The sequence below is a fragment of the Vibrio owensii CAIM 1854 = LMG 25443 genome, assembly GCF_000817815.1.
Taxonomy (GTDB): Bacteria; Pseudomonadota; Gammaproteobacteria; order Enterobacterales; family Vibrionaceae; genus Vibrio; species Vibrio owensii.
In genome coordinates this window covers 45735-71117 of record NZ_JPRD01000036.1, presented here as the reverse complement: position 1 = coordinate 71117, position 25383 = coordinate 45735, and the positions used below count along the sequence as shown (strand labels likewise).

Genomic DNA, 25383 nt, shown 5'->3' with positions numbered 1-25383 from the left:
CGAATCCCGAATCCCAAAAAACAAAAAGGGTTGACGTGCATACGCCAACCCTTAAGAATTTCCAGCTTCTCGCTTATTTATCAGCTAGCTTTTCTTCAAGCTCAGCCAATTTCTTTTCCATCTCTGTCAGCTTTTGACGTGTACGCAGTAGAACTTGAGTTTGTACGTCGAATTCTTCACGGCTAACAACGTCTAGCTTGTTTAGCTGACCTTGGATTACTTGGCGAACTTTTTGATCAACATCCGCGCCTAGCTCTTTTACTGGCTGTGGCATTGATTCGTGAATTTGTTTAGCGATTTGCTCTAATTTCTTTGGGTCAAACATAGTGGCTAAAACTCCTTTTGATTTGCCCACATTCTATGTAAATGATACGGGAAAGTCGCCATTTAGATGGTAAAAAAGAGAGCAGCAATAAAAAAGGTCACCGAAGTGACCTTTTTCTTAGTGCTTTATGCTTACTTGTTATCTGCTAATTCGCGGTGAGCGGCTTTCGCTTCATCCACACGAGCTAGCTTTTCCAAGTCTTTGTCTTCAACAAACACTGGCAATGGCTTGTGTTTCTCAGCTAGGTAGCTGTAAATCACAGGCAGTACGAATAGCGTAAACAGGGTACCGATCGCCAGACCGGCAACGATTACGATACCGATACTAAAGCGCTGAGCCGCACCTGCACCCGTTGCGTACATCAGTGGGATAAGACCTGCAATCATCGCTGCCGTCGTCATCAGGATTGGACGAAGACGAACTTTCGCCGCTTCCATTACCGCATCGATACGAGACAGTTTGTTGTGTAACTGCTCTTCTTTCGCTACCTCACAGATCAAGATACCATGTTTGGTGATCAGACCAACCAGAGTAATCAAACCAACCTGCGAGTAGATGTTCATCGATGCTGTTCCCCACGCCAGAGCAATCAATGCACCACATACCGCTAGCGGCACCGATACCATGATTACGATTGGATCGCGGATAGATTCAAACTGAATCGCCAGCACTAGGAAGATGATCGCCAGTGCCAAACCGAATGTTGCGTATAGTGCGCTACCTTCCGTTACGAACTGACGAGCTTCACCCATGTAATCATGGTTGTAGCCTGATGGCAGTTTGTTTTGTGCTACGTCTTCGAACCAGTGGATCGCATCACCCATTGCTACACCTGGAGCAGGTACTGAACCAACCGTTGCTGAGTTTAGCTGGTTGAAGTGAGGCAGTGAGCGAGGCTCTGCGACAACATCAATCGTGATTAAGCTGCCCAGTGGTACTGCTTTGCCGTCAACTGAACGTACGTAGTAGTTCTTCATCGATTCTGGGTTCAGACGCCACTTACGTTCAACTTGAGGGATAACCTCGTATGAACGACCATTTAGGTCGATACGGTTTACGTAGCCATCCGCCATCATGGTACTTAGCGTAACACCAATGTCTTGCATGGTTACGCCGTAAGCACCTGCTTTGTCCTTGTCGATGCTGATCTTCATTGTTGCTGAATCGTAGTTAAGATCCAGATCCGAGTAGACGAACATTGGGCTCGTTGCCACGTCAGTTAAGATATCGCTTGCGATAGTAAACAAGCTCTCGAAGCTGTTTGGTGTGGTGATAACGAACTGGATTGGCAGGCCTGAACCTGCACCAGGAAGCTCAGGCATTTGGAATGCGGTTACTGACATACCTGGTACGTGAGAAACTAGGTCGCCTACACGTTTAGTGATGTCTGCTTGGCTTGCTTCTCGTTCACTCCAAGGCTTCAGAGTTGCTAGACCGAATGCTTGGTTAGACTTCATTACGCCAGAAAATATTTGAGCATATTCAACTTCAGGTTGGTCACTTAGTATCTTGTTGACCTGCTGCATTGTATTTTCGATGAAATCTAGGTTTGCATTAGATGGCGCATTACCCATTAGAACAACAACACCTTTATCTTCCGAAGGTGCCAGTTCACTTGGAATGAACTTGAACAGAATCGGCAAGCTTGCGAACACAATGATTGCAAACGCGATGATCACTGGACGGTGCGCCATAACAGAAGTTAGCATTTTCTCGTAACGGTTGGTCATGCCATCTAATACGTGATGCACCTTTTGCTCAAACTTGCTTGGTTCTTCATTTGCTTTAAGCATTTTTGAACACATCATCGGTGACAGAGTTAATGCGATGATACCGGATACAAATACCGCACCTGCTAGGGTTAATGCGAACTCTTTAAATAGCGAACCTGTAATACCTCCCATCAGTGCAATCGGAGCGTATACCGCACCTAGCGTTAGGGTCATTGCGATTACTGGTACCGCAATTTCACGTGTACCAATGATGGCTGCACGGAATGGTGATTCGCCCTCTTTAATGTGACGGTCGACGTTCTCAAGAACAACGATCGCGTCATCCACCACTAGGCCGATGGCGAGTACCATTGCCAGAAGTGTCATCAAGTTCCACGAGAAGCCCATTGCCTGCATCACCATGGCGACACCAATCAGTGATAGTGGGATGGTAACGATAGGAATTACAACCGCACGGAATGAACCTAGGAATAGGGTAATAACCACCAGTACGATAACAGCTGCTTCAAGAATGGTTTTCACAACTTCGTGAATGGATTCATTGATTGCGATGGTTGAATCGTACATCACGTTCATTTTGATGTTGCTTGGCAGGTTGCGCTCTAGTTGAGGCAACAGGTCTAGTACATCTGCCGCAATGTTGATTGGGTTAGCGCTTGGTGCTGCGTTGATCGCTGCAACTACAGCTTCCTGGCCGTTCGCACTTGCGCGGTAAATATCGTGGCTCTTCTCTAGCGTGACTTTTGCAATATCTCCAAGGCGAATCACGTCACCTTCGCCAGTTTTAACAACCAGAGCTTCTAGCTCAGCAACGTTGGATACCTGAGTATCTGCGCTACCGTTGTAAAGAACGAACTCACCTGTTGCCTGACCAGTTGCGGATTGGTAGTTGTTGGCATTCAGTACTGTCATTACATCAGTTGCAGTCAGCTTAAGTGCACCCATTTTCGCTGGATCTAGCCATACACGCAGCGCATATTTTATACCACCGTATAGGTCAACTTTAGAGACACCGTTTACCGTAAATAGCTGTGGGTTGATTACACGCTCGAGGTAGTCAGTGATCTGGCTTGAAGACAACTCATTACTGGTGAAGCCAATGTACAGTACTGCGGTAGTCGAACCAGTCGACATGGTTACTGTTGGGTCTTCTGCTTCTTTTGGAAGTTGTGAACGGACCGAGTTTGTTTTCGCCAGAATGTCAGACAGTGCTGCGTTTGGGTCAGTGTTCAACTTCATGTTTACGGTTATGGTAGACTTACCAAGCACTGAGGATGAAGTCATGTAGTCGATATTATCGGCCTGCGCAACGGCTTGCTCCAAAGGTTGGGTAATAAAGCCTTGGACCAGATCGGCACTTGCACCGTAATAACTGGTGGTAACGGTAACCACCGTATTGGTCATTTCAGGGTATTCACGAACCTGCATCTTGAATACGGCTTGTAAACCAAGCAACGCAATCAAAAAGCTGATCGATACCGCTAAAACTGGACGTTTTATAAAAACATCAGTAAAGCGCATGATGCCTCCAATTAAAGCATTGGTGTTTCAGCAGGTGGTGTCAGTGCCGAATTTTCAACGATGGTTACTTTCGCGTGGTTACTTAGACGGACTTGCCCCGACGTTACTACCACATCACCTGGTTTCACGCCTTCTAGAATATGCGCGATGTCTTTAGTACGTTCGCCCACTTTTACCACGTGTTGCTTAACGCGTTTTTCACCGTCTTCTTCAGTTACGATGTACACGTTGTCACCATATAGGGTAAAAGTGATGGCCGTTTGCGGCAGCGTTACTTGGTTGTCTAACTTCGGTAGAATGATGTTTGCACGAGCGAACATACCACTACGAAGTTTGCCATCGCTGTTTGGAATGTCAGCTTGAACTTGGATTAGACCACTTTGAACGTTAACCGCAGGCTCGATAGCAGAGATAGAACCTTTGAATGGCTTATCAGGGTAAGCATCCACAAAGATGTCTACTTCTTGGTCTAGCTTGATGCGAGAGATGTCTGTTTGAGGCACGGTGAAACGCAAGCGCATTACTGTTGTGTCTTCAAGACGCACGATGTCAGTACCTGCTTGTAGGTATTGACCAAGATAAACGTTACGAATACCAACTACACCAGCGAAAGGCGCTTTGATTTCACGGCGGTCGATGGTCGCTTTAAGACTTTCGATATCCGCTTTCAGTGAGAAGTAGTTTGCTTCTGCTTCGTCATACGCTTCTTTAGAGATAGAACCTTTTTTGAAAAGGCCTTGGTAGCGTTTGTACTTAGCTTGAGCCGCTGGCAGTTTAGCTTGAGAGCTCTTAAGGTTTGCGATTTCTACTTCAGAGTCTAGAAGAACCAAAGGCTGGCCCTCTTCAACTTGAGTACCAGAGTCGAAAGAAATCTTATCGATCACACCGCTGGTTTCGTTCGCAACAGTGACACCTTGGTTAGGTTCAATGAAGCCGATCGCCTCGATAACAGGAACCCAATCAACCGCTTGTACTTCTGTTACGGTTACTGGGAATTCTGGTTCCGGACGATTCGCCATGTATTCAGCAATTTTCTGTTGCTTGAATAAGTTGAAACCTATCACGCTTCCGAACAGAAGAATCGCGATAAGTAACATAAAGAAAGTCCACTTTTTCACTCTATTAAGAACTCCAAGTTAGTGTTTAATAATTGCATCCCAGCTGGCTTCAACGGCTGCTTCCAACGCGTCTTCATCCAACTGATAAAATCCCAAAGCATGTTTTCTAGCAAGCGCAACACTAGCTTCGAAACTTAACCCTGAAAGAATTTCGTTATCGAGAAGTTTAAATACCCCTTCCACTTTGCCTTGATTAAAAAGACGATCTACTTGGGCAAACATTTGCCTTTCAAGTTCCCGAGTACTTTTACGATTTCCACAAGGCAGTGATTCATATTGGACACGATTACTTAAGGTGTCTAAATTTGATCCAGCAAGGTGCCAAATATTGAGCCACATAGTGCGGTAACGCTCTTTCAGGGGCATATCGTCATGAACATCCGCTTGAACGGCCTCCGCGATACGTTTGGTAACGGTAAGGCGGACTTCTTCTAAAAGATGTTCTTTATCTGAGAAATATCGATAAATCGTGCCTGCTGCGACACCTGCTTCAGTTGCGAGCTTTTGCATGGATAGACCATGAAAACCCGATTCAGCAATTAAGCGTTCGGCAGCTGCGATGATTTGCTCGTATTTATCTCCAGTAGTGTTATAGGTCATAACCACACCACCAAATGAATGAACGTTCATTCATTATAGCGCAAAGACTGGTCAGTTATGCAACAAAATGTTGCAACTCTCTGTGTAAAAATTACGTGAAAATGACCGTAGCTTTCACACACTCACCCCTTTATCATAGGCGCCACTATTTCCACCCGCAGAGAATTTTTATGAAGCTGAACCCCAGACAAGACGAAGCCGTTAAGTACGTATCAGGCCCATGCTTGGTGCTAGCGGGCGCTGGTTCGGGTAAAACTCGTGTTATTACCAATAAAATCGCTTATTTGGTTCAGCAGTGTGGCTACAAGGCACGCAATATTGCTGCGGTAACCTTTACCAACAAGGCGGCACGCGAGATGAAAGAGCGTGTTGGTCAAACGTTAGGTAAATCTGAATCGAAAGGTCTGATGGTCTCGACGTTCCACACGTTAGGGTTGAACATCATCAAGCGCGAGTACAAGCACCTTGGCTTGAAAGCGGGCTTCTCATTGTTTGATGATCAAGACCAGCTTGCGCTGCTCAAAGAGCTAACAGAGAAGCAGCTTGATGGTGACAAAGACTTGTTGCGCCAACTTTTGAGTTCAATCTCGAACTGGAAGAACGACATGCTGACACCGGAGCAAGCCAAAGCGCTGGCTCAAGGTGAGCAACAACAACTATTTGCGTTCTGCTTTGAGATGTACCAAAAGCAGATGAAGGCGTATAACGCGCTTGATTTTGACGACTTGATTTCCCTACCCGTGCAACTGCTGCGTAATAACGAAGAAGTGCGTCAACGCTGGCAAAATCGCATTCGCTACTTATTGGTGGATGAATATCAAGATACCAACACTAGCCAATACGATTTGGTGAAGCTCATCGTTGGCGAGCGCGGTCGTTTAACTGTTGTAGGCGACGATGACCAATCCATCTATTCATGGCGTGGCGCTAAGCCGCAAAACTTGGTGTTGCTTGGTGAAGACTATCCAAATTTGCGCTTGATTAAGTTGGAGCAGAATTACCGTTCGACTAGCCGTATTCTGCGTGCAGCTAACATCTTGATTGCGAATAACCCACACGTGTATGAGAAATCGCTGTTCTCGGAAATTCCTGACGGTGAAAAGCTCAAAGTGTTGCTAGCTAAAAATGAAGAGCACGAAGCGGAGCGCGTAACGGGTGAATTGATTGCGCACAAGTTCCTAAACCGCACCGAATATAAAGACTATGCTATTTTATATCGTGGTAACCACCAATCACGTTTGATTGAAAAGTCATTGATGCAAAACCGTGTGCCATACAAACTGTCTGGCGGCACGTCTTTCTTCGCTCGAGCAGAGATCAAAGACATTATGGCGTACCTACGTGTATTGGTGAACCCAGATGATGACAACGCGTTCCTACGTATTGTGAATACGCCGCGTCGTGAAATTGGTCCCGTGACTCTAGAGAAGTTGGGTAGCTACGCCAACATGCGTGGTAAGAGCTTGTTTGAAGTCAGCTTTGAAATAGGATTGGAGCAGCACCTAACCGGCCGTGGCCTAGAGAACCTACGCCGTTTCACGCAATGGTTGGTAGCTATTGCTGATCAAGCTGAGCGAGGTGATACGGTTGAAGCGGTGCGTTCGCTTGTACGTGATATTCATTACGAAGATTGGCTATACGAAACGTCAGCAAGCCCGAAAGCGGCGGAAATGCGTATGAAGAACGTTTCTGATCTTTATTCTTGGATTGTGGCCGATCTAGAAGGCGACAACTACGACCAAGAAGAGAAGACGCTAAAAGAGGTGGTTCAACGTCTTACCCTACGCGACATGATGGAACGTGGTGAAGAAGATGAAGATAGCGATGCGGTTCAATTGATGACCCTGCACGCTTCAAAAGGCCTCGAGTTCCCCTTCGTGTATTTGATTGGTTCGGAAGAGGGCATTCTGCCGCACCAAACCAGTATTGATGAAGACAACGTTGAAGAAGAACGCCGCCTAATGTACGTGGGTATTACCCGTGCTCAGCGCGAGCTGACTTTTACCATGTGTAAGGAACGTCGACAGTTTGGTGAATTGATCAAGCCGACGCAAAGCCGCTTCTTAGATGAGCTGCCATTTGACGACGTTGAATGGGAAGTAAACAAAAAGCCAGTATCGGCAGAAGAGCGTATGGCAAAAGGCCAAGCACACATCGCCAATATTCGAGCAATGTTTAAGAAGTAGTGCAGCGTTGTTACGACGGACTAAAAACAAAAAGGCTTGCCATGTGGCAAGCCTTTTTCGTTGATGTCTTTATTATAGACCTTCAATCATGTGGTCGATGGCTGCGATGATTTCGTCATCAGAACAGTCCATACACGTACCTTTAGCTGGCATCGCGTTGAAGCCTTGGATTGCATGGTTGGTCAGCACGTCTTTGCCTTGTACAATACGTGGTGCCCAATCTGCCGCATCACCAGTTTTCGGTGCACCGTTCACGCCAGATGCGTGACAAGCAATACAGAAAGTACCGTAAACTGACGCACCATCACGTGGACCAGTTGGCTCTGCTTTTACTGGTTCTGCTCCTGCAAGATAAACATCACCGACAGGTTTGATGCGTTCTGCGATCGCATCGTATTCAGTTTGGCTGATGTCAGAAGCTAAAGCTGCCGTAGAGAAAGTTAAGGCAGCGAACAAAACGCTAATCATTCGTCGAGACATATCCATTAAACCCACTTCACATTCCCGAGGTAAGTGACTTACCTATTTATATAGTTAGAGTATTTAGAGCCGTTGGAGAAAGTTTTACGCGATTGCTTCTATAGTGAGCAGAAAACCTTATCTAACGGTCTAGAGTGATTAAACAACCAAGTTGCAGCTGTTAAATCAATGTAAATAATGGGTGATTATATCCCGATAACTTGTTGCAATAAACAACAAGTTATCCATGACAGGGCGTGAATCACATCAAAAATTCTCTTTAAAGGCAGATAACTGTCGAAAAAGAGACCAAACGAGAAAAAAAGTAAAAAAAGTACTAGACGGCATAGTGTGATATCCGTATTATTCCTCTCCGCCGATGGGGCATGCGCCCGTAGCTCAGTTGGATAGAGCGTTGGCCTCCGGAGCCAAAGGTCGAAGGTTCGAATCCTTTCGGGCGTGCCATTCCGGAATACAAATCAAAGGCACGAACATAGTGGTGGCTATAGCTCAGTTGGTAGAGCCCTGGATTGTGATTCCGGTGGTCGCGAGTTCGAATCTCGTTAGCCACCCCATTATTTCGGTAACTCATTAAGTTGATGAAGTTTCCAGTTTTGATTCAGATATCCCAAGAGTCGAAACAAAATTCGTCGGTGAATAGCGCAGCTTGGTAGCGCATCTGGTTTGGGACCAGAGGGTCGGGGGTTCGAATCCCTCTTCACCGACCACTATTTAGTTTATGGCTATAATAGAGCGGTAAACAGAAAAAATTGATGGTGGCTATAGCTCAGTTGGTAGAGCCCTGGATTGTGATTCCGGTGGTCGCGAGTTCGAATCTCGTTAGCCACCCCATTAATTAAGGTGACTTCTTAGTTGAAGTATCCTGTCTGATTTGAGAGAATCAGCAAATACAGTTCGGTGAATAGCGCAGCTTGGTAGCGCATCTGGTTTGGGACCAGAGGGTCGGGGGTTCGAATCCCTCTTCACCGACCACTATTTAAAGCCTCAGTCGAAAGACTGGGGCTTTTTTACGTTTGAAATTTAGAGTGTTGGGAGCAGAGGGTCGTGGGCTGGAGCGCCAGTCCGCAGGGAGCCCTGCCGCGTCGAATCCTCTTTACCGACCACCATTAGAAAGCCTGCTTTTTAGCAGGCTTTCGTCGTTTTAGAGCTTATGATCTTACTTGGACTAGATGAGTCGGTAGTATTTCAATGGGTTTGAACCCAAGTGGGGGTTCGCCTGAAGTTAGAATATGGCTCTTCACCTACTACGATTTAAAGCCTCAACCGAATTTTGCATTTCTTACTCTCAAAAACTCTCACTTCATTTTCAATTCCATCAAAATGTACAGCTCTGGGAGCTTTTGACCACCCATGATCCAAATGCTTTTCGAGCTGACAAAAGAAACCCCAGCACGGTGGCTGGGGTTTTGTATTTCTTGAGTTGAGTGCTTTATTGAGCGAGCGTTTTTAGAATTTCGTTGAGCTCAACCGTCTCTTTTACTTCATAGTTTGGCTTGATATCGGTTGGATTTTCTGTGCCTGCTTCGTTAACCCACACACTCAGAATGCCCATGTTGTTGGCACCCGCAATATCGACTGGTAGAGAATCACCAATATGAATCGCTTCTTCTGGTTTCGCGTCAACAAGGTTGAGTGCTTTGTGGAAGATACTTGCAGCAGGCTTCTCTTCGGGCTCTTCGCCACCAACGATAATGTGATCCACCCACTCACTCATTTGTGTCGCTTTGAGCTTTGGGTGCTGCGAGAAGATAGGGCCGTTAGTGATTACCACCAATTTGTAGTGTTGGCGTAGCTCAGTCAGCATTTCCTTCACGCCTGGGAAGAAGGTAAAAGCCCCCATTCGAGCTGAATCGAAGAAGCTTTGTGCCTGCTGCGCTTGTTCTGCATCGATCTCGATGCCTTGTTCTGCCAAGATGGTTTGGATTAAACCGCAGCGGAACGCATTTTCATCTGGCAGTAGAGCAATAAGCTGAGGGAATTCGTCGTTTAGCTTCTTATACACACCTTGTAAGTAGCGTTGCACGAAGGCTGTGGAGTCAGCGACCTGAGGGTAAGTTTGAGCAATCCAGTCCGCAAACTCTTGTCCTGCTACTTTATCGGCTTGAGATGTGCCACATAAAGTCTCGTCCATATCAAAAAATATCGCTTTAAGCACAGGGGCTCCTTCATTCACTACTCGACGTTAGAGTTTGATTATCTCTTATCTCACTCAAAATGACAGTGGAAAGCGCAAAACTGGTGGCTGATCTTCTCTTTTCCCCCACCAAAGCCCCAGTTCAGAGAGCGTTTTCAATCCATAGAAAACTAGCTTAATCACAAAATCGCATAATTGACGCATAACCTAGGTTAGGTGACAGATTTCATTTGTTTTGCAGAACTGCTCACGTTTTCACCTCTATGTATGTAGGGGAATTTTGGCTTTTTATGTATGCAGACTATTTTGTTAGTAACATTTTATGTCGAAAAATCCCAATAAGAACGGAATATTGTTTGGTAAATGTTAATAATTACGAGTGAATAATAGGGATACTATCAATAGTGAGTTTATGCGTAAATTTAGAGCATTTTTCTGTTTTTATTGGTGCGTAACGCACAAAAATGGTGTGCTATGAAAATGGTTAAATACTTGTTAATGCATTTCTATTCGCTCATTGTGCGTGTAAATAATGTTTTTTAGGCGGAATATACTTTAATTGTTGCTTTTTTGTGTAATTTTTGCCAAATTGTCTCCGAATTAAGATTTCAGAGTATTATTCTGAATTTGAACGGATTCATTCAGGTGGTGAATGGCGCTTTTATTGCGCGATTCGATACCACAGACAAGGCAGTAGAGGTCTGAAATGTCACTATTAGAGGTGAAAAACCTTCGTATTGAATATCCATCCCGTCACGGTGTCCATGCGGCCGTGAAATCGCTTTCTTTTCATATCGATCGTGGCGAAATTGTGGGTGTTGTTGGCGAATCAGGTGCGGGTAAATCCACCGTTGGTAACGCCGTTATTGATTTGCTTAGTCCTCCGGGTCGTGTTGCCAGCGGTGATGTGTACCTTGATGGGGAGAAAATTTCTGGTTTGACGCCAGAAGCGATGCGTAAGGTTCGCGGCTCTAAGATTGGCTTTATCTTTCAAGACCCAATGACCTCGCTTAACCCTCTATTTACGGTTGAGCAGCAATTGAAAGAGACCATCCACGCTAACATGAAGGTGTCGGATGAAGAGGCGTATCAACGCGCGCTTTCTCTTATGCAGCAGGTTGGCATCCCGCAACCTGAAAACCGTCTTAAACAGTACCCACACCAATTCTCTGGCGGTATGCGTCAGCGTGTGGTTATTGCTATCGCACTGGCTGGTGAGCCAGATCTGATCATTGCCGATGAGCCAACTACGGCACTCGACGTATCAATCCAAGACCAAATCCTAAACCTTATCCGTGAACTGTGTATCAAGAACAACGTAGGTTGTATGTTGGTGACGCACGACATGGGGGTGGTTTCAAACGTGACTGACCGTGTAGCAGTTATGTACCGTGGTGATTTGGTTGAATTTGGCCCAACCGCTAAGGTATTGGGCGATCCTGATCACCCATACACACGCAGCTTGATTTCTGCGGTTCCTCGTTCTGACACTAAACTCGATCGCTTCCCGCTAGTGAGCTACATCGAAGAAGCAACAGAGCTACAAGAACTGGACATCAAGAACCACTGGCTAGGCCAAAGCCAAGACCAACGCGAGTACACCGGCCCTCTATTGGATGTGAAGAACGTAAACCTACGCTTCGTGACCAAAGATTCGTTGTTTGAAAGCCGCCGCGAATACGTGCAGGCCTCAAACAATGTCAGCTTTGAAGTGCACGAAGGCGAAACGTTTGGCTTGGTGGGTGAATCTGGCTCAGGTAAATCGACCATCGCACGTGTGATTGCTGGTTTGTACGAACCAAACTCAGGCCAAGTAAGTTTTGAAGGCATTGACCTAACGGCACTGAAATCAGAAAAAGCGCGTCGTCCATTGCGTCGTCAAATGCAGATGGTCTTCCAAAACCCATACACTTCAATGAACCCACGTATGAAGATTTTCGACATCATCGCGGAGCCAATTCGTTTCCATAAGCTCACTAAGAATGAAGCGGAAACGCGTCAGATTGTGAATGACCTGCTTGATCACGTAGGTTTGGGCAAAATGGCGGGCGTGAAATACCCTCATGAATTCTCTGGTGGTCAGCGTCAGCGTATTTCTATTGCGCGTGCACTGGCGACCCGTCCTCGACTACTGATTTGTGACGAACCGACATCAGCGTTGGATGTATCGGTACAGGCACAAATTCTGAACTTGCTAAAAGATCTGCAAAGTGAGCTCAACCTCACCATGCTGTTTATCAGCCACGACTTACCGGTTATTCGCCAAATGTGTGACCGAGTGGGTGTGATGCAGATGGGTACGCTACTGGAAGTGGCGCCAACTGAGCAGCTATTTACCGCTCCTCAGCATGAATACAGCAAGAAACTGATTTCTCTGATGCCTGAATTCACAGGTTTGAGAGAAGAAATCAAAACGGCATAAACCAAGTTTTTCGCTTGGCTGACCATCAAGGTCAACAAACCTTAGTCATAACAAAGACGCAAACACAACAAGGGATTCGAATTCCCGCATGAAGGAGTTATGCAAATGAAAACCATGAAAAGCAAATTAGCAGTGGCGCTAATGGCAGCGGGCCTAAGCTTTAACGCAATGGCAGCAGATATCAAAGTTGGCTACGCAGCTGACCCAGTATCGCTAGACCCGCATGAGCAGCTATCAGGCGGTACGCTGCAAATGTCACACATGGTATTTGACCCACTAGTTCGTTTCACACAAGACATGGACTTTGAACCTCGTCTAGCAGAAAGCTGGGAACGTGTGAACGATACAACGGTACGTTTCAAGCTACGCCAAGGTGTTAAGTTCCACTCTGGTAACGACATGACGGCAGACGACGTAGTATGGACTTTCGAACGTCTACAAAGCTCTCCAGATTTCAAAGCTATCTTCGACCCGTACGAAAAAATCGTGAAGGTTGACGACTACACAGTGGATCTAGTGACTAAAGGTCCTTACCCGCTTGTGCTGCAAACGGCGACTTACATCTTCCCAATGGACAGCAAGTTCTACTCTGGTAAGACAGAAGATGGCAAAGACAAGTCTGAGCTAGTGAAGCACGGTAACTCATTTGCATCGACTAACGTATCCGGCACGGGTCCATTCATTGTGACTTCTCGTGAGCAGGGCGTAAAAGTGGAATTCGAACGCTTTAAAGATTACTGGGACAAAGAGTCGAAAGGTAACGTTGATAAGCTAACGCTTGTACCAATCAAAGAAGACGCAACTCGTGTAGCTGCGCTACTTTCTGGCGGCGTTGACATGATTCACCCTGTTGCGCCAAACGATCACAAACGTGTGAAAGATGCAGACGGCATCGACCTAGTAACGCTACCTGGTACTCGTATCATCACGTTCCAACTAAACCAAAACAGCAACGAAGCACTGAAAGACGTTCGCGTTCGCCAAGCGATTGTTCACGCAATCAATAACGAAGGCATCGTGAAGAAAATCATGAAAGGCTTCGCAACGGCAGCTGGTCAGCAAAGCCCGGCAGGTTACGTAGGTCACGATGACAAACTGGTTCCTCGCTACGATCTGAAGAAAGCGAAAGAACTGATGAAAGAAGCGGGCTACGAAGATGGCCTAACGCTAACGATGATCGCACCGAACAACCGTTACGTGAACGATGCGAAAGTCGCGCAAGCGGCGGCAGCAATGCTGTCTAAGATCGGCATCAAGGTTGATCTGAAGACGATGCCAAAAGCGCAATACTGGCCAGAGTTCGACAAGTGTGCGGCAGACATGCTGATGATCGGTTGGCACTCAGATACGGAAGATTCGGCGAACTTCAACGAGTTCCTAACCATGACTCGTAACGAAGATACTGGTCGTGGTCAGTACAACTGTGGTTACTACTCAAACCCAGAAATGGACAAAGTGGTTGAAGCAGCGAACGTAGAAACGGATCCTGCGAAACGTGCAGAAATGCTGAAAGGTGTAGAAGCAACACTATACAACGACGCAGCATTCGTACCGCTACACTGGCAAAGTGAAGCGTGGGGCGCGAAGTCTAACGTGAAAGCGACAGATATCGTTAACCCAATGGTAATGCCTTACTTCGGTGACCTAGTGGTTGAATAATCACGGTTAGTCGATTTTGAGGAGGGATGGATGTCCCTCCTCAACTTAAAGCACTCGACTCAGTTTTGTTTCAGTCGGACTGAGTTGGTTTTACAGACTGAATTTTCTCTCTGAATAGAGATCTATGGATAGTTAAGGGGCAAGGAATGTTTTCGTTTCTGGTCAAGCGCCTGTTTCAGGCACTGATAGTGATGTTTGTGATCAGTTTGGTGGCGTTTGCCATTCAGGATAACCTGGGTGACCCGCTGCGTGAGCTTGTAGGTCAGTCGGTTTCAGAAGCGGAGCGTCAAGCGCTACGTGACGAACTGGGCCTGAACGATCCCTTTATCACAAAGTACACTCGCTTTGTGGGCAATGCGCTACAAGGTGATTTAGGTACATCTTACTTCTTCAAGCGACCTGCGGTTGAGGTGATTCTCGATAAGCTGGTGGCAACGCTAGAGCTCGTGTTTGGTGCGACGCTCATCATTATTGTTTTCTCTATACCACTTGGGGTGTATTCCGCGATCCACCCGAAGAGTATCTTTACTAAATTCGTTATGGCGATGAGTAGTGTTGGTATCTCGATTCCGGTGTTCTTAACCGCAATCATGCTGATGTACGTCTTCTCCATAGAACTCGGTTGGCTCCCTTCCTACGGACGGGGCGAGACCGCTAATGTGCTCGGTTGGGAATCTGGCTTCTTTACCATTGATGGTATCAAGCACCTTATCCTGCCGTGTATTGCGCTAGCGTCTATCATGCTGCCGTTGTTCATCCGTCTGGTACGTTCAGAAATGCTGGAAGTACTGAGCTCGGAATACATTAAGTTCGCCAAAGCAAAAGGCCTGAACTTACAAAAGATTTATTACCAACATGCACTTAAGAACACCATGCTACCTGTATTGACGGTCGGTGGTGTGCAGATTGGTACTATGGTGGCTTACACCATTCTTACTGAAACCGTGTTCCAATGGCCGGGTACAGGCTTCCTTTTCCTAGAGGCAATCAACCGTGTAGATACACCGCTGATCACTGCCTACGTTATCTTTGTTGGTCTGATCTTCGTGGTAACCAATACCATCGTTGACTTGTTGTACGGCATCATCAACCCAACTGTGAACCTAACTGGAAAAGGAGCTTAATCATGAGCCAATCAAATGTAACACCAGCTCCTGCAGCCGCACCGTCAGCGTGGCAGCGTTTTAAAGAGTCAGATTTTCTGTATTACTTCAAGCGCGACAAAGTTGCGATGGCAAGTTTTACCGTCTTTATGATGTTCTTAGTGTTGGCGTTGGCTGCACCAATTCTGGCTCCGACAGACCCGTACGATCTGACGTCCATCGACATCATGGATTCTGAGTTGCCACCGTCTTGGATGGAAGATGGCGATGAGCGCTTTGTGTTAGGTACCGATGAGCAAGGCCGCGATATTTTATCGACCATTCTTTACGGCTCTCGCTTGTCTCTGACTATCGGCTTTCTTGCGGTGGGTCTTCAGTTGGTTCTGGGCATCATCATTGGCTTGTCTGCAGGTTACTTCGGCGGTCGTATCGATAGCTTCTTGATGCGTTTTGCAGACGTACAGTTGTCGTTCTCTACCATGATGGTGGCGATCATCGTCTCGGCAATCTTCAAAGCCAGCTTTGGCAGTGATTTTTACAGTCAATATGCAGTGGTCATGCTAGTGGTGATTATCGGCGTGGCAGAATGGCCGCAATACGCGCGTACCATTCGCGCCTCGGTATTGGCAGAGAAGAAGAAAGAATACGTCGAGGCGGCGCGTGTGATGGGCTTTAAAGCACCTCGCATTATGTTCCGTCACATTCTGCCGAACTGTCTATCTCCAATCTTGGTTATCTCGACAGTACAGGTAGCGAACGCAATCATGTCGGAAGCGGCACTGTCATTCCTAGGCTTAGGTCTTCCGGTAGACCAACCATCTCTAGGCGCGCTAATCAGCATCGGCTTTAACTACATCTTCTCTGGTGCATGGTGGATTACGGCCTTCCCAGGTATCGTGCTAGTAACGCTGGTACTGGTTATCAACCTATTAGGTGACTGGTTGCGTGACGTGTTTAACCCGAAAATCTACAAGGGTTAATCACTAAAATACGCACCTATACGTTGCCTATTTCATAAAATTCTTTCTAAACTGAGAGCCGGATGCAATTCCGGCTCTTTTTTTGCTTATCACTTTTTATTCATGTTTTATTGACGCTTTGTCGCGATAATTTCATCACCTACTGTTCAGAGTGAAGCGTATGGAAATGAAGAAGGCACAACAATCCTCTCGTATCGTCCAATCCGGCTTGAGCCTTGGATTGCTGTTGGCGTGCGCCCAATTTTCGACACCGGTACTTGCGGAGGGTTTTCTTTGCCAAGCCTCTCAAGCGAGTAACAAAGAACTGCCAGTACTTGAGCAATCTTGTCCGATCGGGAAAGGGGTATGGGGAAAGAAAGTGCCGCAGGGAGGCAATGATTTCTTCTGGATTCAATGTGGTTTGTTGCCAAAACCGATGTCTTTAGCCAAAGCCAAGCCGATCTACGGCAAAATCACCACCGATGTTTGGATGAAGCCAGAGCAAAAAGGCTACCGATGTCTTATTGGTCCTTATACTGAATTTGCCAAAGCCTCGCAGGATTTACAGCGAGTCAAAACCTTGTCGACATACAAAGAAGCCTTCATTCGTGTGGTTGGCAAAGGTACGTCAGAGCCAGTGAAGCAAACTAAGCCGATGCCGAAGCCTGCCGCGAAGGCAAAGCCTGTGACACCCGTTGCTCCAGTAGCCGCGACTCGCCCGAATACGGACGCTTTCAAAGCTAAAGAGACGCCTGCTAAGGCAGCACCGAAGCAAGCTTCTCAACCAGTGGCGAAACCTACCCAAGCGCCTAAGCCTGCTCAGCCTATTATCAGTAACGATACAGTGCAGGTACGATTGAAGACGATTCTGCAAGGTAAAACGTTTGTGGTGCCTTACTTGGTCGAGAACAACAACCAGTTCTACATGGAACATGGAAAGCCTTGGAACCGCTTAAACTATGCGAGCTCGAAAAAGGTATGTCAGCAATTAAGTATGGACTTGGCGAGTGTCTCGGAATTCAAAACGCTGCGTGCGTCTGGAGTGATGGAGAAAAACAACTGGCCGCTGCAGTTGCCTTATTGGGGTAAAGATAAAAAGGGCTTGTTTGCCGACCGAGAACCGAATCAGCTTACCGGTACATCCTTACTCAATGTGATTTGTGTGAAGTAATTAAACAGATACAAAAGAGCCCCGCTTGAGCGGGGCTTTTTTGCGGCCTCAAATAGAGGAGCTATTTGAGTTGGGTTTCCTTGTGGCAGTTAGCGCAACAGTATACTTCTTTGATGCCTTTGCACTTTTCCCAGAAGGTTCTGCGTCGACGATGCAGATGAATCTGGCTACAACAAGGTTTCGATAGTATTTGTTTGTCTTTACTCATTAGTCTTCAATTAAAGGTAGTGATTCCATCACTTTTTCCATTGCTTCTTGAGAGTGTGAGTACAGACCAAACTCAGGAGCAGACACCGAACCATCTTGCTCTGCGCTTGAGTTGATGCCGATGTAGAAGTCACCAAACTCACGGTTCACGTTACGCTGGCGAGTTTTGTAATCAGAATCTGAGCCAGTTTCTTCTAGAGTCAGAGTTTCGCGATTTGTTTCGCTATCGAGAGAGATAGTCCAGTTACCTGGAGTGTAGAAGCCTTCTGGTTTGATAGACTCGTATTCGTAAACACCGTTAGCGTACTCAAACTTACCTGCTGCATAAAATAGCTCAGTCTCGTCTTGAGCAACGGTCTCGCTTTCTACCGTCATATCAAATTCAACCTTACCGTTCGCAACCTTTTCGCTCACTGGTAGTGCTTGTGCGAAAGGTGTATCGGTTGAATCAAACCAGAACAACTCATCACCATCGATTTTCACAAGGATTTGGTAGTCGCCTTGTGTGGTTTTGTTTTGGTATAGCATTTCATACTCAGAACCTTCATCGTCGTACAATTTGCCGTCTTTGATCTCTACGTCCCAACAATCTTTGTTTTGGTAAGCCGCGTAGTTTGGTAGCTTGTCCAGTTTTGCCAAAATCGCGTATGGGTCGTACTCTGATTCCCAAGAGTTGCTTAGGTTATCACTGATGTTTGCCGAGTATTCTTCGCCTTGCTCATCATCGTTTGAGCCCCAACACCATAGTAGGCCTTCGGCATCTTTCATAAGAATCGCATGGCCGATTTCGCCATCGTTGCGCGCGAAGCTGCCCATTTTTGCCGCTTTGCCGTTAAAGTGGTCGATAGTGAAGCCTAGAGTAGGTACGACTGGCGGCGGTGTAGCGCCTTCTTTCACTTCTGGCAGTTTAAAGGTGACGCGAGTTTTACCATCTTCGTTATCTTCTACGCCAACGGTAAAAGTTTGGCCTGCAGCGTAAGCTTTTTCTGGTGTGCCTTCGATTGTGATGATTGCGTTGTCGTCTTCATCGATAGACAAGCCAGCGATAGAGATCGATTCAGCAGAATATTCTTCTAGTTGGCCATCTTCGTCTTTGAAAAGACCTGAAATGTCTAGAGTTTGCTCAAAAGCTTCACCTTGCTGTAGTTGCCAGTCGTCAATGATGCTTTGCAGACGTTTTTGTTCTGCTTCAATGATGGTTGGCGCTTGGTTCGCGGTTTCGATATCCAACTCGAATACTGTGCTTACAGTAGCAAGCGTTTTGCCTGAAGAGTCTTTATCTTCAGCCGTTAGGATGATCTCAAACTCACCGGCTTTGGTGACTTCAGCCGCTGGTGAAAGAACCAATTGGTTGCCTTCGATGCGAGCTTCGATACCTGTACCAGCAAGGTTATGAGTCAATTTAGGTGTGATAAGGTTTTGGTCTTTGTCTTTGAATAGACCTTCAATGTTTAGAACTACACCATCGAAACCTGCGCCTTTAACGATCTCAGGTAGGTTCTCTAGCTTATCTTCTGCCGCTTCTTCAACGTCTTCGTTAACCACAAGCTTGTTGTTGTATACCGGAACCGGAGACAGTTCGTTGCTGTTTGGCGTTGAGTCTTCAATCACTGGTTTGTTGTTCACATCCGTGATTTGCTCTTGCGTCATTTCGCCTACGATAGCATCCGCTTCTTTAGCGAATTCAGTTGCTTTCTTCTCGTAGTTTGCTGGGTTTTGCGCTTTTGATTCAGTCAGAATCTGAGCGGTTTTATGTAGCTCGGCGCTTTTATCTACACCCGAAACGAAGTCACTGTACAGATCGATAGGAGCTTCTTCTGTACCACCAAGTGCTTGGCTTACTTTTGCTGCCGCTTCTTCTTCTGTTAGCGAGCTGTTGTTTGCCATCTCAATCGCGACAAGGTCTGTGATTGGTGAGATAACGTTAGACGAGTTTGGTGCGCGGAAAACCAGTTCGTGAGCCATCGCTTGGCTTGGGTGATCCATATCTACAGTGTAAGTACCTGCGTAAGTCGGATCTAAAGCGATTAGCTGTTTCTGTTTCGCACCGTTCGGTGTGATGGTTTGTAGAGCCAGAGTTGTCTCTGGTTTTGCTTTGATTTTAAGCTGACCTTTCTCATCGGTTAGACCAAGGAATGTATCATTGGTGTCCCATTGGCCATTGTTGTTCAGATCTTCAAACACAACTGCATTTTTGAAGTAGCCATCAAAGCCTGTGATCACTACGCCAGCATTACCGCCGTTTGAGCCACCATCTGAACCACCACAACCTGTTAGCGCGATAGCCACTGACGCTGCTAGTAAACTCACCTTATTCATTGTTTTAATCCTTGTTTCGTTTCCGAATGAGAAAGTCGCTTTTTATTGTTTTATCTTCAAATCTCACTAGTGAGATTGGAAAAGCAGCGCATTTTGGATCGTTTTTGGAAGCAGCTTCAAGATACGAAAAACCGAAAAAAAACCGTAAAAAAACTTTGAATATTTTTTTGTTGGTTAGATTAATTGTTTGAATTGTCAATAATGATGCTGATTATGGAATACAAAGACTTATTTTGAGTTTTTAGTTAATTTCTGAGTGGTTTTTGTCCCAATCGGATCGTGATAAATCATATTGATTTTAAACTCTTCAACTTCACTGGCGTATTGAGGGAGCGGGCGCAAAATGTAGCTATACGTTTCGCCGTGGAGAAATACATCATTGGGATGATAGTCATTATTAAATATGACGAATGCGTACGTAGACAGTTTGGGTGCCGTCTGACAATCGGCCTTATCGGAGTAGGAGATGATATCACTGAACATACCTTCTCCTGCGATGATAGAGACATCCCAAAATGGGCACATCTCATGACCAAATAGGTCGCTGTATGACGTCACTACGTTGAGGTCCGAGTCAAAGCTGTCATACCACTCACCATCTTGAGCGAAGTTTCGGTTAAAAATGTAGTTGCTAGCGGTAGCAAGACGGTAACCTCCCGCAGTAGGGATAAGCAAATCAAATAGTGTGGTTTGATATAGCTTCTCCCCTGTATTGACGTTCAAACGTTCTTCCATTGAGCGTTTGTTTTTTTGCATGGTGTAGCTTTCGAAACGATTATCATCGAAGACGGTTATGAAATAGTTTTCGGTCTCTTTATGCACGCGTGAGGTGTAGACCTTTTTCGTGGTCCAAATTTGTTGTGAGCCGTTTGCTTGCACGATTAATGATTCATCGCTGATCTGATACTGGCCGACTTTCTTTAATTCATGCTCTTCAGGACAACGAGTTTTGTTGTTGGAAGCCGCATAAAAAACCTCTTCTTCGACAAATTTAAATGCCTCGCAGTACACCACTTCATAGGCGTATTTCTTTCCACCAAGCAATGTTGTGGATTCAAGACGATACACAATGCCATCGATCAGAGGGTGTTCTGTATCATTTTGTTCTTCGGCTACTGCTGGTAGTTCAAAGCGTGTGGTAACCCAAGCATGGTCTTCTGTACCATGGTGGTCATCGCGGGCAGATACCGCTAAGTACGTGGTTTGGTCGAACGCTTTTGGTGCGCCTTGCAACATGATCTGTCCTTGGTTGAGAACACTCAGTCCATTGGCGTTTTCCAACCAGATTCGGGTCGTGAGAAGGTCACCCTCGGGGTCTTCAAACAATTGTTCCAATCCCAATGAGTAGTTGATAGGGTTGTTTTGCGTCAACTCCCAACCAAAGATGATGGTTTGTAATTGCTGTTCCACCGCGAGGTTAATGATTGGTTTGCCATTGTTAGTCGCATCATTGTTTGCGTTGCTACTCACGTAGGTTTGAGTCAGGTCTCCGGAGTAATTGACCACCGATGATCCAAAAGCATCTTGAACCTGTTCAGGCTGATCTGACAAGGTCGATTCGAGTGCTTTTTCAAAGGCGAGATCGTTGTTTCTCTCTAGTACTGAGGAGGTTAAGGCTTGCTTCACTTCAATCAACGAAGTGCGCTCACCTTGGGACGTTTTTCTCTTATCTAGGCCATTTTGTGCTGGTTCTATATTGGCAGCCGCAGCGGCTGTTTGTTCATCTGAAAGCCAGTAGCTTGCCATCAAGCAGACACCCAGTGCGCCTGCAATCCAGTATTTTTTCGTCATGATATTACGCGTGCGCCATTCTTGATTGTAGCCAACTGCGCGAGAACTTAAGGTCTTTTTCAATCAAACTGGCGCTGCATTCGAGCAGTTCACAGATCTCTTGGTTTTTCATGCCCATCAGGTACTTGAGCTTTAGCGCGTTAGATTGGCGTGGATAGCGCACACTAAAGTTGTCGAGCGCTTTGTCCATGATGATGAGTTGCTCGAAACGATCTTCTTCCTCCTTCATCAAGGTGATGTGTTGTCGCTTCTGCGCTTGATGGGCGCGTGCATTGTCAATCAGGATCTGGCGCATCACTTTGGCTGCCATTAAGAAGAAATCACGCTTGGTTTCAATCTCACTCATGTCGCAGCTAGACATTTTTAGATACGCATCATGAATGAGCGCAGTAGTGCTGTTTACGCTATCTGCCAGTACCTTGTTGTCGGTGCCGTATTTTTCTGCGTTGCGCTCACGTTCTTGCTGAGCAATCTTACGCAGTTGTAGGTAAGCGAATTGGTACAACTCACTTTCCGCTTTTTTATCGCCGGCTTGCCACTGCTGGATAATTTGCGTCAGGGTAGATTTAGAAGCCATGGCTATACGTCCTCACTTACTTTTACAAACTCAGAGATAGAATGGGTTTCAATGCGGTCAGACCCATCACGATTACGACTGATGTCTTGCTGGTAACGATACAAAATACCTTGCTCCCAGCTCTTGCCAGCAGGCAGGTATTCCCACGTGGTGTAGTTGATTTCAGAGGGTTTTGACGACCAGCGCACCATCACGTTCATCTGTGCCAGCTCGGCGCTCGCCTGATCATTGTTGACCCACCACATATCCAAATACTCGTTGGTGACATCTTGGGTGTATAGGCTGGTATCTGTCGGGCAGGTAACGGCATCAACTGGTAGGCGCAATACTTGGTTATGGCGCATCAGTAGACACGATTGCTTCATCGAGTCCTGCAGGTATTGAGTTTGTTGCCACACACCTTGGTAGGCAATTTGGCTATCGATGGAATCAGGGTAAGTGAACCACAACATTTCAGTGCGGTTGTGGTGCTTAACGTGCTCGTTTTGCCCCAAACCTTGCACTTTTTCCATCAAAAGCTGGGTACTAGGGTCGAAGTTGAGCGCTACAGAGCGATATTTCCAGTCGCCATCATCGTTGTAATCTTCCAGTGAGAAGCCATTGAGATCATTGCGAGTACAGCCTTTATCCGCGCAGCCAACCAAGCTTTCCCATTCTGAAAACTTTTCAATCGGTTCGATAATGTCTTCTGTCACACTGTGATTGAGTGCTAAGAGGCAGCCTTGAAAGTAGTCGCCGATGCTTGGGTGCTGAATTAGGTTTTCTTCAGTGATGGTGAAGTTGACCTCACCAATCGGCGGGCGGTAACGCGGGTGGTGTTGGTAGCGAATATCGAACGCGCAGGCGCGACCTTGCCAGTCTTTTTTCTTGATGATGATGTTCTTAAAGCGCACATTACGAGGCTCGAAAATGATTTCATCTGAGGCGAAGTTCTTTTCGATGTAGCGTTGGCTTTCATTTAGGTGTTCAACCGCTTCTTGTACCGAAACCCAATCCAAATTGAATTGGTGTTTAGCGTCATCTAAGAAGTTGAGATCAAGACGCTTGAGTTGCGCTTGGAAGGCTGGGTCGGATAACACCTTGTTAGCCAGTACGATTTCTTGGCGGTTTTCTGGTGTGCTGTCGAGAGAGAGCAACAAGCGGGTCATGTTGATGCTTCGACTTGGCTTGGTGGTCGCCATCGTCGGAGTAAGCACTTCCTGGCTCGACATCGTGGTGAGCAAGTAGCCATTATCGTCATTGCCTAGGAAGAAGCTGATGACATCACCAGGGCGATATTGAAATGCGCCTTTATCGGTGTGGCCAGATAGGTTGGAACTGGTTTTATAATACAGACCAGTCACCGGTGAATCGATGAAGAAACCTTGCTTTATGGTAGGCGCTGCCGCTTCTGCCGACGGAGTCGTAGAAGTTGAGTTCGCCCATGCTGGTGCTATCGCTAAAGCCGATAGCCAGATCGCAACGGAACGTGTGTACATCTTAAATTTTAAGCCTTTTTCGTGTTTAGCCTTACTGTTGAGTGCGGTCCTTTGGTGCACAATTTGGCTGACAACTTATTGATTTTGTAAGGTGCTTCTCTGGCACCGGCGTCATCATCGCCAACAACATTTTTTGTTTTATGTGTTTGGGGATATCTGGGTTAGACAGAATCCGCCTGCGTGTCAGTTCCATCATGGCACTGACGGACATATGCTCGACGTTTTGCCCCTTGGCGTGAAAGACAAGGCGCGTCACTTCGTACATGATGTCTTCTGCAATCTTCTTCTCTTGTTGCAGTTGTATGTTCTTTTGAATCAGAGTGTTACCAAACAGCAAGCCAGATAACACTAAGATTGCGGACAACACCGATGGCAGCGGTCGGCGTTGTACCAAACGAAGCGTACTGTACAGCGGCCAGTGCTTCTTTTGCTCTATCGGGCGTCGTTCCAAAATACATTCAATATCTTGGCGTAGTGTTCGAACATTGAGGTAGCGCTGCTTTGCTTTCGCTCGTGTCGCGCGTCTCACCACCCAATAGATATCTGACCACATTGGCTGATCAGGAAACATCAACGCCAGAATCTTACCTAGTGAATACACATCACTTTGTTCAGTTAAAAACTGCCCGGCTTGTTGCTCTGGACTGGCGTATTTTTCACTGAAGGCAATCAATGCGGGAGACGAATCATTACTGTTGGATTGCACCTTTTGCGTCAGGTTGAAATCGAGCAGCTTTGGCCGTTTATTGCGATCAATTAGGATGTTTTCTGGTTTGAGATCCGCATGCAGGACTTGATGCTGGTGGGCGTGTTCCATTGCCTGACAAATCTGCTTGAACAGCAATAACTTGTCATCGTCTTCCATTGGCGTGAGCAACAAATACGTGTCTAGAGTCTGACCAAAAACGCGTTCCATCACGATGTAAACCGAATCACCGTGCAAGCCGCCATCAAACACTTTGGCAATGTAAGGGTGGTTCAAACGAGCCAGAAGCTGAGCTTCATCAAACAGCGCGCGTTTACCTAATACATTACTGAGATTGGTTTGAATGAACTTGATCGCAAGGTCTTGCTCGAACGTCTCGTCAGCGCGCAGTGCCGCATACACGACCCCCATACCTCCACGCCCTAACTCATGGGTAAGGCGGTACTTGCTGACCACTTCGCCTGTTAGATCGACCTCTTGTGTTGTGGCCAAGCTAGCGCCGAAGCCGAGCAACTCTGTGAGGTGTTCTTCTTCGTTTTCACTGGCTAAAAGAGGGGCGACTTGGAGGTAAAGCTCAGGCTGACTCTCCTGCAATTCGTTGAGGTATTGCTGCTTTTGAGAGTCGTCCAGATCAAGCAGGTGATAGTAAATCTGGGTTTCGCTGGAGCCTAACTGCACGGTGCTTTATATCTTATTGTTTTAGGTACGCTATCTTATAAGAAACTCAATATTAATGTCATTTATTTATTCGGCTTTGAGTCACAATGTTAAGTTTGCATCTTGATGGTTATTTAAGCACTAAGATTTTGATTTTATTAATGATGTAGTGGATGGTTTTTACTAAGCTTGTCGGCGAGGAGTCTATTCGTCATAATGTTACTAGTAACATTACTG

General features: G+C 46.3%; 17 protein-coding genes and 5 tRNA genes. 11 read left to right on the top strand and 11 right to left on the bottom strand.

Annotation, left to right across the window (positions count from 1 at the left end):
- Positions 1-73: 73 nt before the first annotated feature.
- From ubiK to H735_RS18985, 4 genes are all read right to left on the bottom strand, one after another.
- On the bottom strand, positions 74-325 hold the full coding sequence (gene ubiK / locus H735_RS19000; RefSeq protein WP_005427244.1) for a ubiquinone biosynthesis accessory factor UbiK: 252 nt from the start codon (positions 323-325) through the stop codon (positions 74-76).
- 131 nt (positions 326-456) lie between these two features.
- The gene (gene vmeD, locus H735_RS18995; RefSeq protein WP_020196794.1) at positions 457-3579 is read right to left on the bottom strand and encodes a multidrug efflux RND transporter permease subunit VmeD; all 3123 of its coding nucleotides are present in this window, start codon (positions 3577-3579) and stop codon (positions 457-459) included.
- Positions 3580-3590: 11 nt separating this feature from the next.
- Positions 3591-4697 (bottom strand): multidrug efflux RND transporter periplasmic adaptor subunit VmeC, encoded by a 1107-nt coding sequence (gene vmeC / locus H735_RS18990; protein ID WP_027726749.1) that lies wholly within the window; start codon positions 4695-4697, stop codon positions 3591-3593.
- An 18-nt stretch (positions 4698-4715) separates the two neighbouring features.
- Positions 4716-5297 carry a TetR/AcrR family transcriptional regulator gene (locus tag H735_RS18985; RefSeq protein WP_027726748.1) on the bottom strand — a complete coding sequence of 194 codons (582 nt, stop codon included), beginning with the start codon at positions 5295-5297 and terminating at the stop codon, positions 4716-4718.
- A 170-nt stretch (positions 5298-5467) separates the two neighbouring features.
- Between H735_RS18985 and rep the strand changes: the two genes are divergently transcribed.
- Positions 5468-7483, top strand: a complete 2016-nt coding sequence (rep, locus tag H735_RS18980; RefSeq protein WP_020196791.1) for a DNA helicase Rep — start codon at positions 5468-5470, stop codon at positions 7481-7483.
- Between the two features lie 72 nt (positions 7484-7555).
- Here rep and H735_RS18975 read toward each other — a convergent pair whose 3' ends face one another.
- Positions 7556-7969: a c-type cytochrome gene (locus H735_RS18975; protein ID WP_027726747.1), complete on the bottom strand. Its 414-nt coding sequence runs from the start codon at positions 7967-7969 to the stop codon at positions 7556-7558.
- 361 nt (positions 7970-8330) lie between these two features.
- Between H735_RS18975 and H735_RS18970 the strand changes: the two genes are divergently transcribed.
- The 5 genes from H735_RS18970 (at position 8331) to H735_RS18950 (ending at position 8935) form a co-directional block, all read left to right on the top strand.
- Positions 8331-8407: transfer RNA gene (locus H735_RS18970), tRNA-Arg, on the top strand.
- Between the two features lie 34 nt (positions 8408-8441).
- A tRNA-His gene (locus H735_RS18965) sits at positions 8442-8517 on the top strand.
- Between the two features lie 76 nt (positions 8518-8593).
- Positions 8594-8670 (top strand) — tRNA-Pro (locus H735_RS18960).
- A gap of 48 nt (positions 8671-8718) precedes the next feature.
- Positions 8719-8794: transfer RNA gene (locus H735_RS18955), tRNA-His, on the top strand.
- 64 nt (positions 8795-8858) lie between these two features.
- Positions 8859-8935, top strand: a tRNA-Pro gene (locus H735_RS18950).
- A 457-nt stretch (positions 8936-9392) separates the two neighbouring features.
- On the opposite strand, the gene H735_RS18945 is transcribed toward H735_RS18950, so the two are convergent.
- Positions 9393-10118 carry an HAD family hydrolase gene (locus tag H735_RS18945; RefSeq protein ID WP_020196661.1) on the bottom strand — a complete coding sequence of 242 codons (726 nt, stop codon included), beginning with the start codon at positions 10116-10118 and terminating at the stop codon, positions 9393-9395.
- Positions 10119-10803: 685 nt separating this feature from the next.
- On the opposite strand from H735_RS18945, the gene H735_RS18940 reads away from it, so the two are divergent.
- From H735_RS18940 to H735_RS18920, 5 genes are all read left to right on the top strand, one after another.
- Positions 10804-12519, top strand: a complete 1716-nt coding sequence (locus tag H735_RS18940) for an ABC transporter ATP-binding protein (RefSeq protein ID WP_020196662.1) — start codon at positions 10804-10806, stop codon at positions 12517-12519.
- A gap of 105 nt (positions 12520-12624) precedes the next feature.
- Complete coding sequence (locus H735_RS18935) at positions 12625-14178, top strand: ABC transporter substrate-binding protein (RefSeq protein ID WP_020196663.1); 1554 nt, start codon at positions 12625-12627, stop codon at positions 14176-14178.
- Between the two features lie 146 nt (positions 14179-14324).
- Positions 14325-15302 carry an ABC transporter permease gene (locus H735_RS18930; RefSeq protein WP_020196664.1) on the top strand — a complete coding sequence of 326 codons (978 nt, stop codon included), beginning with the start codon at positions 14325-14327 and terminating at the stop codon, positions 15300-15302.
- Between the two features lie 2 nt (positions 15303-15304).
- Positions 15305-16261 (top strand): ABC transporter permease, encoded by a 957-nt coding sequence (locus H735_RS18925; protein WP_005533496.1) that lies wholly within the window; start codon positions 15305-15307, stop codon positions 16259-16261.
- A 160-nt stretch (positions 16262-16421) separates the two neighbouring features.
- The gene (locus H735_RS18920; RefSeq protein WP_020196665.1) at positions 16422-17411 is read left to right on the top strand and encodes an SPOR domain-containing protein; all 990 of its coding nucleotides are present in this window, start codon (positions 16422-16424) and stop codon (positions 17409-17411) included.
- Between the two features lie 207 nt (positions 17412-17618).
- Here the strand turns inward: H735_RS18920 and H735_RS18915 are convergent, their stop codons facing one another.
- The 5 genes from H735_RS18915 to H735_RS18895 form a co-directional block, all read right to left on the bottom strand.
- Positions 17619-19937, bottom strand: a complete 2319-nt coding sequence (locus H735_RS18915; RefSeq protein ID WP_020196667.1) for a hypothetical protein — start codon at positions 19935-19937, stop codon at positions 17619-17621.
- A gap of 228 nt (positions 19938-20165) precedes the next feature.
- A complete protein-coding gene (locus tag H735_RS18910; RefSeq protein ID WP_020196668.1) occupies positions 20166-21728 on the bottom strand; it encodes a hypothetical protein in 1563 nt (520 codons plus the stop codon).
- 4 nt (positions 21729-21732) lie between these two features.
- The gene (locus H735_RS18905; RefSeq protein WP_005434622.1) at positions 21733-22305 is read right to left on the bottom strand and encodes a sigma-70 family RNA polymerase sigma factor; all 573 of its coding nucleotides are present in this window, start codon (positions 22303-22305) and stop codon (positions 21733-21735) included.
- A gap of 2 nt (positions 22306-22307) precedes the next feature.
- Positions 22308-23783 (bottom strand): hypothetical protein, encoded by a 1476-nt coding sequence (locus H735_RS18900; protein WP_020196669.1) that lies wholly within the window; start codon positions 23781-23783, stop codon positions 22308-22310.
- 31 nt (positions 23784-23814) lie between these two features.
- On the bottom strand, positions 23815-25167 hold the full coding sequence (locus tag H735_RS18895) for a serine/threonine-protein kinase (protein ID WP_020196670.1): 1353 nt from the start codon (positions 25165-25167) through the stop codon (positions 23815-23817).
- Positions 25168-25383: the final 216 nt, after the last annotated feature.

What these genes read in the sequence shown, in the direction of transcription:
- ubiK (WP_005427244.1), bottom strand. Translation starts at nt 325, where the DNA reads ATGTTTGACCCAAAGAAATTAGAGCAAATCGCTAAACAAATTCACGAA.
- vmeD (WP_020196794.1), bottom strand. Translation starts at nt 3,579, where the DNA reads ATGCGCTTTACTGATGTTTTTATAAAACGTCCAGTTTTAGCGGTATCG.
- H735_RS18985 (WP_027726748.1), bottom strand. Translation starts at nt 5,297, where the DNA reads ATGACCTATAACACTACTGGAGATAAATACGAGCAAATCATCGCAGCT.
- rep (WP_020196791.1), top strand. Translation starts at nt 5,468, where the DNA reads ATGAAGCTGAACCCCAGACAAGACGAAGCCGTTAAGTACGTATCAGGC.
- H735_RS18975 (WP_027726747.1), bottom strand. Translation starts at nt 7,969, where the DNA reads ATGGATATGTCTCGACGAATGATTAGCGTTTTGTTCGCTGCCTTAACT.
- H735_RS18940 (WP_020196662.1), top strand. Translation starts at nt 10,804, where the DNA reads ATGTCACTATTAGAGGTGAAAAACCTTCGTATTGAATATCCATCCCGT.
- H735_RS18935 (WP_020196663.1), top strand. Translation starts at nt 12,625, where the DNA reads ATGAAAACCATGAAAAGCAAATTAGCAGTGGCGCTAATGGCAGCGGGC.
- H735_RS18930 (WP_020196664.1), top strand. Translation starts at nt 14,325, where the DNA reads ATGTTTTCGTTTCTGGTCAAGCGCCTGTTTCAGGCACTGATAGTGATG.
- H735_RS18925 (WP_005533496.1), top strand. Translation starts at nt 15,305, where the DNA reads ATGAGCCAATCAAATGTAACACCAGCTCCTGCAGCCGCACCGTCAGCG.
- H735_RS18920 (WP_020196665.1), top strand. Translation starts at nt 16,422, where the DNA reads ATGGAAATGAAGAAGGCACAACAATCCTCTCGTATCGTCCAATCCGGC.
- H735_RS18915 (WP_020196667.1), bottom strand. Translation starts at nt 19,937, where the DNA reads ATGAATAAGGTGAGTTTACTAGCAGCGTCAGTGGCTATCGCGCTAACA.
- H735_RS18910 (WP_020196668.1), bottom strand. Translation starts at nt 21,728, where the DNA reads ATGACGAAAAAATACTGGATTGCAGGCGCACTGGGTGTCTGCTTGATG.
- H735_RS18905 (WP_005434622.1), bottom strand. Translation starts at nt 22,305, where the DNA reads ATGGCTTCTAAATCTACCCTGACGCAAATTATCCAGCAGTGGCAAGCC.
- H735_RS18900 (WP_020196669.1), bottom strand. Translation starts at nt 23,783, where the DNA reads ATGTACACACGTTCCGTTGCGATCTGGCTATCGGCTTTAGCGATAGCA.